The following is a 12783-nucleotide window of genomic DNA, read 5'->3' on the forward strand; positions in this document are numbered from 1 at the left end:
CGCCCTCTCCAGCCGATTCGGGCCCTCGCTCACTTCGTTCGCTCGCGTTCTCATCCTCCGCACGATGGAGGTGCGACCCCTATCGCGCCAGCGCGCGCCACCGAACCGCAACGCCACCGAACGGTCCCGTGTCGCTGTCACCGCTTCGATCGGCGCGAAACGAACGGACGAAGCGCCGACCGAGGCTGGTTGAGGGGCTCGCCGCACACCGCTCGCCATGACACGAACGTTTACATCCGAGAGGGGGGCCACCCGGGGTCGTGAGCTGACGACCGCCGCGAGACGACCGCGGGTGTGCGACACCGCGTCTCGCGTCTCTCACCCTCGGTGTCGCCTGTTCGCACGACCGTCCGGCGCGTCTCAACGCAGTTATCCATCCCCCATCCGTCGCGCCACGTATGACGAACTGGCGTGCGGTCGCGGTCGGGTTCGCTCTCCTCGTCGTCATCGGCACGGCCGGGGTCTCGGTTCCGGTCGTCGGACAGCTCGGTGCCGGGCTCGTCGCCGGCTTCGCCGCCGGCTACGTCGCCGGTGGCGGTCCCGGACGCGGCGCGTGGCACGGGCTCGTCGCTGGCTCGATCGCGGGGTTGGTCGTCGCACTCGGCGTCGCCTTCCTCGGCGACGCCGTCGCCTCGGGCGGCCCGCTCAGCGCGCTCGTCGGCGGCTTCGGTGCGCTCGTCGTCGTCTCCGCGCTCACGCTCCTCTTCGCCGCCGACAGCGCCGTCGCCGGCGCGGTCGGCGGCTGGCTCAAGCGCCGCTCGACGTAACGGGGCAGTCGGTGGGACTCGACGGCTACCGATCCAGGTACTCCTGCTGGATCGCGACGACCTCGGTCGAGTCGGCGCAGTCGGCGTACCGCCGCAGGGGCTCGTCGTTGAGTTCGAGGAACGTTTCGCCCCACCGGAACTTCGAGAGGATCCGTACTGCGTGGGCTCGCTCGCCGAAGAGACACAGCGCGGCCGCGAGCGCCTCGACCGTCGTCAGCTGGAGCGGCCGCCCGAAGTTGACCGGGTTGGCCGCCACGAGATACGGGAGGGCGCGGTGGTCGCCGCGGAGCGAGAAGCGTTTTTCGCCCGCCGACTCCCACGAGCAGTCGAGGGCGACGAGCGTGTCGGTCGCGTCCGCGGGCGAGAGCGCCCGCTCGGCGTGAGGGTTCAACACGACACCGTACGGCGTCTCCCTGTCGGACCGGTGGAGCGTCGTGAGGTCGAACCGCGCGAGTTTCCGTGCCGTACACTTGTCGGGGTCGTCGTCACCCTCGTATCGGACGTGCAGGTCGACGGGCACGGTGGATGATAGACGAGCCACCGGTAAAGCGCGTTCGGGAACGGTGGCGTCAGGATGTCCTGTCGCGCGGGTCGCCGGTGAGCGCCCGCCGCCGCCGACGAGCGACCTCCTCGTCGCTGCCTTCGCCGACCCCGCCGTGGACGGCCGTCTCCTCGAGCGTGGCGAGGTCGTCGCCCGCCCGGGGCGTGACGGCGACACTCGCGAGCAGGACGACGACCACGACGACGCCGACGGCGACGAGCGTCGACAGGGAGGAACCGGTACCCGAGAGCCCGCCCCCGGCGAACATCGTGTCGATGCCCGGTGGTATCGCGCTGGGGGTGGTCATGCCGGCCGCGGGGCCGTACTGTGCGTGTGGTGCCACGGCGACGACGCCCCAGAAGAGCAGTCGCCACGCTCCCCAGAGCAAGACGCCGAGCACCGGAACCGCGAGGAGGACGGTGATCGCCCCGGTCGCGAGGTGCACTCCGTGGGTGCGTCGAGTGGTCATACGAGAACGTACGATCTCGACCGCAGGGTGTTCCTCGATCGTTTTCAGCGCGTGCGAACGAGTATCAGTCGTCCGCACCGAGCGCCGACTCGCCGACCTTCTCGTGCCCCTCGATGACCTCCTGGCCGCCCATGTACGGCCGGAGCACCTCGGGGACGGTGACGGTGCCGTCGTCGTTCTGGTAGTATTCGAGGATGGCGACCATCACCCGGCCGACGGCGGTCCCCGAGGCGTTGAGCGTGTGGAGGTACTCCGCCGACTCGTGGTGTTCGGGACGGTAGCGAATCCCGGCGCGTCGTGCCTGGAACTCCTCGAAGTTCGAGGCGCTCGACACCTCCAACCATCGGCCGCCCATCTCGGGGCCGTCGTCGGCGTCGGTGCCGGGTGCCCACACTTCGAGGTCGTACGTCTTCGCCGAGGCGAAGGTGAGGTCGCCGGTACAGAGCGAGAGCACGCGGTAAGGGAGCTCGAGCCGTTCGAGTACCGTGGCGGCCTCCTCGACCAGGCGTTCGAGCCGGTCGTACGACTCGTCGGGCTCGACGAAGTTGACGAGTTCGACCTTGTTGAACTGGTGGACGCGGACGATCCCTCGGGTCTCGGTGCCGTGCTCGCCCGCCTCGCGCCGGAAGTTCGGCGTGTACGCCTGGTGCTTGAGGGGGAGGTCCTCGCGGAGGAGGATCTCGTCGGCGTACATGTTCGTGACGGGCACCTCGGCGGTGGGACAGAGCCAGAGGTCGTCGTCGGCGTAGTCTTCGAACTCGTCGCCACCCACTCGGTACGCGTCCTCGTTGAACTTCGGGAGTTGACCCGTCCCGCGCATCGACGCGCTCTTGACGGGAACGGGCGGGAAGACGTCGACGTACGCCTGCTCGCGGTGGACGTCGAGCATGAACTGGATGAGCGCGTGTTCGAGACGCGCCCCGTCGCCCTTCAGGAAATAAAAGCCCGCGCCGGTCGTCTTCGCGCCGCGCGCCTCGTCGATGATGTCCAGGTCCTCGCCGAGGTCGTAGTGTGGGGTCACCTCGTCGGGCAGGGCGCGGAGCGCGTCGAACCCCCAGCGGTCGACTTGGACGTTGTCGGCCTCGTCCGCACCGACCGGAACCGACCCGTGAGGGACGTTCGGGAGTTCGAGCATCCGCGCTTCCAACTCGGCTTCGAGTTCGTCGGCCCGCGATTCGACCTCCTGGATGCGTTCTTTCAGCTCCTGTGAGCGCTCGATCGCCGCCTCGGCCTCGTCCTCTTTCCCTTCCTGTTTCAGCCGGCCGATCTTCGCTGACACCTCGTTGCGCTCGTGGCGGAGGTCGTCGCCCTCGCTCTTGCGCGCGCGCCACTCGTCGTCGAGCTCGAGGATCCGGTCGAGGTCGGTGTCGTCGTACCCGCGGTCGTCGAGCGAGGCCCGAACGTCCTCGGGGTGCTCGCGGAGGTACTGCCTGCTCAACATTTGTTCTGAATTCAGACGGGCGCGGCAAAACCGTGTCGTTCACGCGCCGCCTGGACGACCGTCTCCGCGCCGACGGAGCCGACCGAACCCTTTTGCCAGCCCGCCTCCCTCCCCTCGTATGGCCATCGGCGACTGGTTCGAAGTCCCCGGCTGCACCGACCTCTACTACGTCGACGTCGGCGCGTACGGCATCCCCGAGTACGGGACCGTCTACGTGGTCGACGCCGAGCGGCCGGCCGTCGTAGACACGGGCCTCGGGCGCAACCGCGAGTACGTGTACGACCTCCTCGACCACCTCGAGATCGACCCCGAGTACGTCGTTCCGACGCACGTCCACCTTGACCACGCCGGCGGGGCGGGCTATCTGGCTGAACGCTACCCCGACTCGACCGTCCTGACGCCCAAACGGGGCGTCGAACACCTCGTCGACCCCTCGCGGCTCGTCGCGGGAACGAAGGCGGCCGTTGAGGACCAGTGGAAGTACTACGACGAACCGGTGCCCGTCCCCGAAGATCGGATCCGGGGGATCGAAGACGGCGACGAGATCGACCTCGGGGACCGGACCCTCCACGTCCACCACGCGCCCGGCCACGCGCCGCACCACTGTTTCGTCCACGACGACGGCGACGACGTCGTCTTCACCGCCGACGCGGCGGGCATCTACGTCCCCGAGACCGGGGCGGTCCGGCCGACGTCGCCGCCGGCGCAGTTCCACTTGGAGAAGTCTCTCGCCGACGCCGACGCTATCGCCGCGGTCGACCCCGAGGTCCTCTGTTACGGCCACTTCGGCTCGCGTCCCTACGAGGACGGCATCATGGACGAGTACAAACGGACGCTCGTCGAGTGGGTCGAGGCCGTCCGGCAGAAACGCTCGGAACTCCCGGACGACGACGCCGTCGTCGACTACTTCATGGACCACACCGACATGGTCGAGATCTGGGGCGAGGAGAAGGCGCGGGCGGAGGATCGACTGAACACGAAAGGCGTGCTGGGCTACCTCGACTACGTCGCCGACGAGTGACGCGCTGATCGGCCCTGGCCGGGCGAGGGATGCCGACAGCCTCGCCGACCCGTCGGCGGCCGGGCCGGCTACGCCGGGAGGACCGGCACGGACGCGGTCCGGAGGACGCGGTCGGTGCAGGAGCCGATGTGGGGCACCGGATGCGCGGATGCCCCGTGGCGACCCATCACGATGAGGTCGACGTCGTGCTCGTCGGCGTACGCCGTGATGATCTCGTAGGGCATCCCACGTCGCACGGTCGTCCGGACGTCGAGCCCCAGTTCGTCGGCCTGGGTTTCGATCTCGGACAGGAACTCCTCGCCCCGGTCTTCGATCTGTTCGAAGCGGAGCTCCATGTCCGAGAGGCCGGGCGTCTCCCCGTAGATGCGCTCGTCGACGACGAACAGCGCGTGGATCGTCGCGTCGTACTGCCCCGCGAGGTCGAGTCCGGTCTCGACACCGCGGTCGGCCCCGATACTCCCATCAGTTGGAATTAATATTCTCTTGTACACGACTTGAGAAAGGATGTCGGCACGCTTATACCATGCACCCGATCGCCGGTTCGTGCGAACGGGCTCAGCGCTGCCCGAACAGGCGCTCACGGAGACTGCGAGGCCTCGCTCGCTCGGCGAGCAGGACCGAACAGTCCACCTCGTCGACGACGCTGAGGTTGAGCGAGTCGTGGACGAGCCGCGAGAGCAGTCCCCGTTCGGTCGCCCCGAGGAGCAACAGCGAGTTGTCACGCGCCTCGCGAGCGATGGCTCGCTCGACGTCGCCGGTGTCGTCGACGACGCGCGTCGCGTCACCGATCCCGAGTTCGTCGGCCCATTCGGCCAGGAACCGTTCGCCGGCATCGCGTTCGGTGACGTCCGCGACCACGTGCAACAGGGTGATCTCCGACCCGACGGCGTCGCGGAGCGTGCGGGCGATCTCGGCGCTCAGCTCGCAGTTGTGTCCCCCTTCGGTCGGCAACAGGAGGCGTGACGCGTCGAAGCCACGGTTCTTCAACACGAGGAAGTCACAGGGGAGCTGGCTGGTGAGATCGCTCAGCGAGCGGTCCGTTCGCGCGGCCCCCCACAGCCGGTCGTCACCCCACTGCAGCAGCGCCAGGTCGGCCTGCTTGCGCCTGGCGATCTCGAACAGTTCCTCGAACGAGCGACGGGAGACGACAGTCGAACTCTGGTACTCGACGTCGTAGTCGGCGGCGATGTCGCGCATGTCTCCCATCAGCGCCTCGGACTCGGTGACGATCCGCCGGCGCTGTGTGCTTCCGTACCCCCGACTCCGGTCGGGGACCTGCACGATGTGCACGGGGTTGACGACGGCGTCGTCCCGCTGACTGGCCAACAGACAGGCGACCTCGACGAGTTGCGTTTCTGTCCGTGGGTTCTGGATCGGCACGACGATCCGGTACGGACCGTCGTCCGCGACCGGAGGGGCGTCGGCCGTGTCGAGCAGCGGGACGTACGACCGCCCGGCGAGGCCACCGAGCACCCACTCCGGGAGGGAGAGCTGGCGTTGGGCTCCCTCGAAGCGGGCCGATTCGAGCCGCTGTTCGGTCGTCTGGAAGTAGTTGACGACAGTCACCAACACCACGCCGCCGATCGTGTTCCCCAAGAGGACCGGGAGCACGAAGTCGACGAGTCCGACGCCGATCGCGAGGTCGCCGAGCAAGACCAGGTAGATCATCTCCGTGAACGAGACGACCGAGTGGTACAGTCCTCCGAGCGGGATGGCCAGGAACGCGAGATAGACCACGGCGAGCCGGGAGATCGTGTCCCGGGCCGCGTACTCGACCCAGACGACGCCGGCGACGATCAACCCCGCGAAGGCCGCCTTGCTGAACAGGTTCCACCACGCCGTGTCGACGCCCTCCTGTGCGATCCCGGCCGCCACCACGCCGGCCTCCGGGGAGAGGACACCGCCGAACGCGAGCGCGGCCGCACCCATCGCCCCGCCGGCGAAGTTACCGGTCAGGACGACGATCCAGTTGCGCAACAGAGCCGGAACGCTCGCCAGCCGTTCGAGGGTCAGCGCGACCGGCGGCAGCGTGTTCTCGGTGTAGAGTTGGTAGCCGCCGATGATGATGTAGACGAACCCGAGCGGATACAGCAGGGCGCTCAACACCGGGTCGCCCCCGGTCGAGGTCTTCATCGAGACGTAGAGCATGAACGTGATGGTGATCGCGAACCCGCCCGCGAGCGCGCTGAAGAACAGTTCGCGGCTCCCAGACGTGATCTCCTCGTCGGCCGCCGCGACGATCCGCTGGAACACCTCGTCGGACGAGAAGCGATCGCGAACGACGTGGCCGACGGCCGGCGCACCGCTCCGAGACCGTTCGACGGCGTCCCGAACTGACTCCTCGGGGACTCGTTCGTCGGGATCGCTCATTGCCGGGATTCCGTCGAACGGCTACTAATCGTTTGGCATGTCCACTCCCGCACTGGCACGGGGGCGGCACACGCCGCGTCGGCCGAGCCTGCTGGGCGACTCCAGGACGCTCGGGCCACGCTGACCGCGTCCACGTCGGACGGTCTCACGGTCGAGGTCGGAGGGCGGTTCGGGCGCATGCACTATCGGGATTTATTTCCGAGGGGGGGCTGGACAGTCGTACATGGAGGCGAACTGAATGGCCACCGCCGAAGGTGTCAGCCTCATTCCGATCGTCGCCGCGATCATCGGAATCGGTGTCGTCTCCCAGATCCTCTCGGATCGGTTTCAGATCCCCAGCGTCGTGTTCCTCATCGCGGCCGGGATCGCGCTCGGCCCCGAGATGCTCGGGATCGTCGACCCGGACGTGTTCGGCGGCGCGCTCTCGGACATCGTCGGCCTCTCGGTCGCCGTCATCGTCTTCGAGGGCGCGTTTCACCTCCGCATCGAGAAACTGCGCGAGGCACCGGCCGTGACGCTCCGACTCGTCACCGTCGGTGCCGCCATCGCGCTGGTCGGGACGGCGGTGGCGGTTCACTTCCTGCTCGGTGTGGAGTGGCTCGTCTCGTTTCTCATCGGCGCGCTCCTCGTGGCGACGGGGCCGACGGTCATCGCGCCGATCCTCGAAGTCGTCCCCGCGCGGGACCGCGTCGAGGCCGCGCTCGAAACCGAAGGGATCGTCAACGACGTCACCGCGGCGATCCTCGCGGTCGTCATCTTCGAGGCCATCCTCGCCCAGGAGGCCGGCGCGAGCATCTTCGTCGCGCTGTTCGCCGAACGACTGGGGATCGGGATGCTCGTCGGCGTCGTCGTCGGGGCAGTCGTCTACTATCTCCTGCGGTACGTCGACCTCTCGCCCGGCAACGCACCGCAGAACGCCCGACTCCTGGTGCTCGCGGGGGCGCTCGTCGCCTACGGTGCCGCCGACGCCATCGCGACCGAGGCGGGCATCGCGGCTGTCGCGACCGCGGGCGTCATCCTTGGCAACCTCGACGTGCCGTACGAACAGGACATCGAGGAGTTCAAAGGCGACATCACCCTGGTGGTCCTCTCGTTCGTCTTCATCGCGCTCGCGGCGCTGCTGCAGTTCTCGACGCTCATCCAGCTCGGGCTCGGCGGTATCCTCCTCGTCGTCGTCGTCGCGGTCGTCATCCGTCCGCTGTTGGTGTTCGTCTCCTGTCTCGGCGATCGCTTCTCCCGGGGAGAGAAGCTCTTCATGAGTTTCGTCGGCCCCCGCGGGATCATTCCCGCCTCCGTCGCGACGCTGTTCGCCATCCAACTCCGGGCGCAGGGGCTCACGGCGGCGGCGGACCTCCTCGTCGGCACCGTCTTTCTCGTCATCCTCATGACCGTCGTCTTCGAGGGTGGCTTCGCCCGGCAGATCGCCGAATACCTGGACGTGATTCCCATGCGTGTACTCGTCATCGGAGGCGGCAAGGTGGGCCGGACGCTCGCCGAACGCCTCGAAGACCGCGGAGAGAACGTCGTACTGATCGAAGAAGACATCGAGACCGTCGAGACCGCGCGCAACGCGGGTTTTACCGTCCACCACGGCGACGCCACCGCCACGGACGTGCTCCGGTCGGCGGGTGCCGAGAAGTCGAAGGTCGTCGTCGCCGCCACCGGTGACGACGACGTGAACCTGCTCGTCGCCCAGCTGTCGAACTCGAAGTTCGCGCCCGAGACGATCCTGGCGCGCGTCAACAACCCCTCGAACGTCGAGGCGTTCGAGGAGCTCGGTGTGCGGACCATCTCGACCACGCTCGCCACGGCGCAGGCGCTCGACAACTACATCGAGCGGCCGGCGATGATGAACTGGATGAGCGAGATCGGCCAGTCGGGCGACGTCCAGGAGGTCGAACTCACGGCGGACGAACTCATCGGGATGACGATCGAGGAGATCACCAACCAACTCCCCTCGGGAGTGCTCGTCGCGCTCGTCGCCCGCGACGGCAACGCGCGCGTCCCGCCAGACGACTTCACCGTCGAGCACGGCGACCGCGTCACCGTCATCGGCGAACGCGCCGACGTCCGCGAGGCGATGTCGTTCGTCCACCCTGACGGCTGATCGACGGCTGGACGGTCGGTGCGGTGACCGCGCCGCCCGGGCGACAGTTCGTTCTCCTCGGCTGTCACGTCGTGTTTCGCCGGTTCGCGGTGACCGCCGCCGCGACGGTCCGAGACGAGGTTTTCCCGGCGTCAGGTCCGCGCCCAGTGGACGAAGACGCCCCAGTAGCCGACGACGAGCGCGGCGAGGACGAGCCAGACGGGATCGGCCAGGGCTGGCTGGCCGACCAGACCGGCCTCCACGACGGCCATGCCGAGGCCGGTGAAGGCGGCTGCCACCCCGACCGCGAGACGTCGACGGCGCATGCGCTACGAATCGACGGGTGACAGACATATGCGTATCGGTCTCCGTACGACCGCTGCGTGCCCGGCCTCGTCGGACGCTCCCGTCTCGTCCGGCGACCGTCACGGTTCCGGGGGAGTTCGGCGCTCACTCTATCTCCCCGAGACGGCTCTCGTCGGCCGCGTTTCAGGGTTATCGCGGATGATGCGCGGATAGCAATCCACATTAACCCCGAACTACAACGTGGCGGATATGAGCCAGTCGTATGTGATCATCGGCGACGGCATCGCGGGTTCGTCCGCGGCCGAGACGCTCCGTGAGGAGGCGCCAGACGCCGATGTCACCGTCATCACAGACGAGGGCGAGGCCCTGTACAACCGGATCCTCATCAAGGAGTTCGCCAAAGGCAAACTCCCCGAGGCCCCCATCTCCATCCACAGCGACTCGTGGTACGACGACCGCGACATCGACCTCCGCCTCAACACGGTCGTGACGAACGTCGACCCCGACGCGCACACCCTCGCGACCCACGAGGGCGAGGAGATCGAGTACGACAAACTCCTCGTCGCCACGGGCGGGACCCCGACCCAGTTGCCCGTCGAGAACTCCGACGCCGAGGGCATCCACCACTTCTGGACGTTTCAGGACGCCCGCGCCATCCGCGAACACGCCGAACAGTCCGAGACCGGCGTGGTCGTCGGTGCCGGCCTCCTGGGGATCGACCTCGCGGCCATCTGCGCCGCACAGGGCATCGACGCACACTACCTGATGCGCGGCGAGTGCTGGTGGCGCTACGCGCTGTCGCCAGACGGTGCCGAGATCATCCACGACGCCCTCGAAGAGCGCGGCGTCACCCCCGTCTTTGGATCGGGTGTCGACCGCTTCGAGACCGACGACGACGGCCACGTCGTCTCGACCGTCGACCCCAACGGCGACCGCTACGACTCGGCGTTCGTCGGCATCGCGATCGGCCTCGACTTCAACGCCGAACTCCTCCAGGGCACCGACGTCGAGTGCGACGACGGGGTCGTCGTCGACGAGTATATGCGGACGAACGACGACGACATCTTCGCCGCGGGCGACATCACGCAGTTCCACGACGTTATCCTCGGCGAGCGGACCCAAAACGGCGCGTGGGGGAGCGCGAAAGAGCAGGGGACCATCGCCGCGAAGAACATGGTCGACTACGCCTCCGAGGAGTTCCGCTGGGTCTCGTCGTACTCGATCACGCACTTCGACTTCCCGTTCCTCTCCTTCGGCCACCCGACCCTCGGCGACGACGAGGCCGAGCGACGCTACGAGGACGACACCTGGCGGCGCATCACGTTCAAGGATGGCAAGATCATCGGCGGCGTCCTCGTCGGCGACCTCTCGGCGCAGTCGGCGTACAAGAAGCTGATGCGCGAAGAGCGCGTCGTCTCCGACCAGAAGGACGTCCTCTTGGAGAAGCGTGTCGACCTCGACAAGGTCGCCCCGGCCCAGCAGTAAGCCGACTCGGAAACGAAGCCGTTTTTCCGCCGCCCGCGTATCGAAGGGTATGGACGGCGGCGACACGGGTGGGACGATGACACTCGCCTTCGAACTCGACGCGCTCAAAGCGGTCGCGGATCCGGGGGCAGTGTTCTCCGACGCCCGACAGTGGACCAAGTACGTCGGCGTCGTGAGCGACCAGCCCACGTACGTCGTGACCAACTACACCCGGAAACACCGGGTTCGGCAGGACTTCTTCTCGGGCCCGCGCGGGGTGATAGAGAGCCTCGAGAACGTCAAACGGCAGTTCGACACCGACCGGCACGTCCTCGTCGGCACCACCGACGAGGACCGCGCGGCCGCCGAGGAGACCGACTGGGAGTTCCTCCCGGTCGAGCAGGCGGCCGAGGCCGCCGGCTGGACGCTCGGCGACGAGGAGAGCGAGGACGACCCCTTCGAGGACGACGGCCGCGGCGACTGGCCCTGACGTTACACGCCCAGGGCGTCGGTCGTCGGCCGGGTTCCCCGCGACGGGTCGATTCCGTCACGGAGCTGGACGAACGCGTCCGACAGCACCGCGAGGAGGTACAGCGTCGCGACGACGTTGACCATCGCGACGACGACCCCGGCGAGCCCGCCGGAGCCGGACGCGAGCACGAACCCGAGGCCGAAGCTGACGACGAACGTCGCGACGACGATCGCGACGAGGAGCACGACGACGAGGAGGAAGAGCCGGATTCGGTTCCCCTTCGTGAGCCGCCAACTGCGTCGCATCGCCGTGAGGAAGTTCACGTTCTCGACGGCGACGAACTGCACCATGAACAGGAGCCCGACGTACGCAACGATGCCGGGGACGACGAGCAGGAGCGTTCCGAGGCCGACGACGAGCGCGAACGCGATCCCGCCGACGACGACGTTGACGACCGCGAACGGCATGCGTTCGGTCAGGAACCGACGGGGGACGTGCGCGCGCTCGCCGGCGACGAACGTGCGGATGGCGACCACGCTGATGACCGCCGCCGTGAGCAGCGCGAGCGCGGCCAGTCCGCCCGCGACGACGCCGGGCACCGGAAGCGTCACCAGCCCCGGGGTGGCCGACCCGACGCCCGGCGGCGTCAGCCCGGCGAGGAGTGGCTGCAACAGGGTGTTGAAACTCAGCTGGTAGACGAGCATCGTCGCCGCGTACGCGGCGAGGACCACGGCACCGGCCCGGCTGACGAGCAGGCCAGCGCCTCGTTTCAGTGCGCGTCCGAGTTGGAGGGACATGCTCCAGCACGTCGTCTTTATGGCAATAAAACGGTGTCGAACCGGTGACAGTCCGGACGGTTGCTGGTCGAGTCACCCCATCGAAAGCCCTAATCAAACCGGGTCCTTGACTCCGGTAATGAGTCATCAGCTGCCCGACGTGCAGGCGACTCGCCCCGACGTCACCGTTGGACTGAGCCAGGTCGGCGTGACCGGCGTCGAGAAGCTCGTGAAGATCGCCCGCAACGGCAAGCGCCCGCTCGTTCTGATGGCGGAGTTCGAGGTGTTCGTCGATCTCCCCGGGGGAAGGAAGGGAATCGACATGAGCCGGAACATGCAGGTCATCGACGAGATCCTCGAAGAGGCGGTCTCGGAGCCGGCGTACCGGGTCGAAGACGTCTGCGGCGACGCCGCCGAACGCCTCCTGGCCAAACACGACTACACCTCGACGGCGGAGGTCCACATGGAGGCCGAACTCATCCTCAAGGAGGACACGCCCGCGAGCGGCCTCGCGACCCAGAGCAGCGTCGACATCATCGCCTCGGCGACGGCCACCGACGAGGGGACCCGCGAGGAGATCGGCGCGCGCGTCGTCGGCATGACCGTCTGTCCCTGCTCGCAAGGGATGTCGGCCTCCCGTGCCCGCGAGACGCTCCTCGACCTCGGCGTCGACGAGGAGACGACCGAGGAGTTCTTAGAGGCAGTGCCCCAGCCGGGCCACTCACAGCGCGGCCACGCCACGCTGACCGTGACGAGCGAGGGGTCGCCGGACGTCGACCTCATCGACCTCATCGACATCGCACGCGACGCGATGAGCGCGCGGATCTACAACCTCGCGAAGCGCCCCGACGAGGATCACATGACCTACCACGCCCACGCGAACGCGAAATTCGTCGAGGACTGCGTCCGCTCGATCGCCGAGGGCGTCGTCGACGAGTTCGATCACCTGCCGGACGACGCGGTCGTCCACATGAAGCAGTCGAACGACGAGTCCATCCACCAGCACAACGCCCACGCCGAGCGCGAACTGACGATGGGCACGCTCCGCGAGGAGCTCCGGCTGTAACGTC

Annotated in this window: 13 protein-coding genes; 6 read left to right on the top strand and 7 right to left on the bottom strand. The window is 67.9% G+C overall.

The annotated features are described in order from the left end of the window. The first annotated feature begins 398 nt into the window (after positions 1-398). Complete coding sequence (locus NKJ07_RS19210) at positions 399-767, top strand: DUF5518 domain-containing protein (RefSeq protein ID WP_318568393.1); 369 nt, start codon at positions 399-401, stop codon at positions 765-767. Positions 768-792: 25 nt separating this feature from the next. On the opposite strand, the gene NKJ07_RS19215 is transcribed toward NKJ07_RS19210, so the two are convergent. The 3 genes from NKJ07_RS19215 to serS form a co-directional block, all read right to left on the bottom strand. After that, positions 793-1287, bottom strand: a complete 495-nt coding sequence (locus tag NKJ07_RS19215; RefSeq protein WP_318568394.1) for a DUF367 family protein — start codon at positions 1285-1287, stop codon at positions 793-795. A 49-nt stretch (positions 1288-1336) separates the two neighbouring features. Further along, entirely contained in the window at positions 1337-1777 is a 441-nt protein-coding gene (locus NKJ07_RS19220; protein ID WP_318568395.1) for a hypothetical protein, read from the bottom strand. 64 nt (positions 1778-1841) lie between these two features. Then, positions 1842-3218 (bottom strand): serine--tRNA ligase, encoded by a 1377-nt coding sequence (gene serS, locus NKJ07_RS19225; RefSeq protein WP_318568396.1) that lies wholly within the window; start codon positions 3216-3218, stop codon positions 1842-1844. A gap of 118 nt (positions 3219-3336) precedes the next feature. Between serS and NKJ07_RS19230 the strand changes: the two genes are divergently transcribed. Then, positions 3337-4239 carry an MBL fold metallo-hydrolase gene (locus tag NKJ07_RS19230; RefSeq protein WP_318568397.1) on the top strand — a complete coding sequence of 301 codons (903 nt, stop codon included), beginning with the start codon at positions 3337-3339 and terminating at the stop codon, positions 4237-4239. Positions 4240-4307: 68 nt separating this feature from the next. Here NKJ07_RS19230 and NKJ07_RS19235 read toward each other — a convergent pair whose 3' ends face one another. Then, entirely contained in the window at positions 4308-4730 is a 423-nt protein-coding gene (locus tag NKJ07_RS19235; protein ID WP_318568398.1) for a universal stress protein, read from the bottom strand. 64 nt (positions 4731-4794) lie between these two features. Continuing rightward, a complete protein-coding gene (locus tag NKJ07_RS19240; RefSeq protein WP_318568399.1) occupies positions 4795-6609 on the bottom strand; it encodes a formate/nitrite transporter family protein in 1815 nt (604 codons plus the stop codon). Positions 6610-6847: 238 nt separating this feature from the next. Between NKJ07_RS19240 and NKJ07_RS19245 the strand changes: the two genes are divergently transcribed. Beyond that, positions 6848-8716, top strand: coding sequence for a cation:proton antiporter domain-containing protein (locus NKJ07_RS19245; RefSeq protein ID WP_318568400.1), 1869 nt, complete (start codon positions 6848-6850; stop codon positions 8714-8716). Between the two features lie 131 nt (positions 8717-8847). Here NKJ07_RS19245 and NKJ07_RS19250 read toward each other — a convergent pair whose 3' ends face one another. After that, positions 8848-9021 carry a hypothetical protein gene (locus NKJ07_RS19250; RefSeq protein WP_318568401.1) on the bottom strand — a complete coding sequence of 58 codons (174 nt, stop codon included), beginning with the start codon at positions 9019-9021 and terminating at the stop codon, positions 8848-8850. 229 nt (positions 9022-9250) lie between these two features. Between NKJ07_RS19250 and NKJ07_RS19255 the strand changes: the two genes are divergently transcribed. Both NKJ07_RS19255 and NKJ07_RS19260 read left to right on the top strand, forming a co-directional pair. Beyond that, the gene (locus NKJ07_RS19255) at positions 9251-10486 is read left to right on the top strand and encodes an NAD(P)/FAD-dependent oxidoreductase (protein WP_318568402.1); all 1236 of its coding nucleotides are present in this window, start codon (positions 9251-9253) and stop codon (positions 10484-10486) included. A gap of 76 nt (positions 10487-10562) precedes the next feature. Continuing rightward, on the top strand, positions 10563-10955 hold the full coding sequence (locus tag NKJ07_RS19260) for a DUF7124 domain-containing protein (RefSeq protein WP_318570499.1): 393 nt from the start codon (positions 10563-10565) through the stop codon (positions 10953-10955). Positions 10956-10957: 2 nt separating this feature from the next. Here the strand turns inward: NKJ07_RS19260 and NKJ07_RS19265 are convergent, their stop codons facing one another. Continuing rightward, a complete protein-coding gene (locus tag NKJ07_RS19265) occupies positions 10958-11734 on the bottom strand; it encodes a DUF7847 domain-containing protein (protein ID WP_318568403.1) in 777 nt (258 codons plus the stop codon). A gap of 118 nt (positions 11735-11852) precedes the next feature. On the opposite strand from NKJ07_RS19265, the gene mptA reads away from it, so the two are divergent. After that, a complete protein-coding gene (gene mptA, locus NKJ07_RS19270; protein WP_318568404.1) occupies positions 11853-12779 on the top strand; it encodes a GTP cyclohydrolase MptA in 927 nt (308 codons plus the stop codon). Positions 12780-12783: the final 4 nt, after the last annotated feature.

This window comes from Salinigranum marinum, assembly GCF_024228675.1.
GTDB classification, from domain to species: Archaea; Halobacteriota; Halobacteria; order Halobacteriales; family Haloferacaceae; genus Salinigranum; species Salinigranum marinum.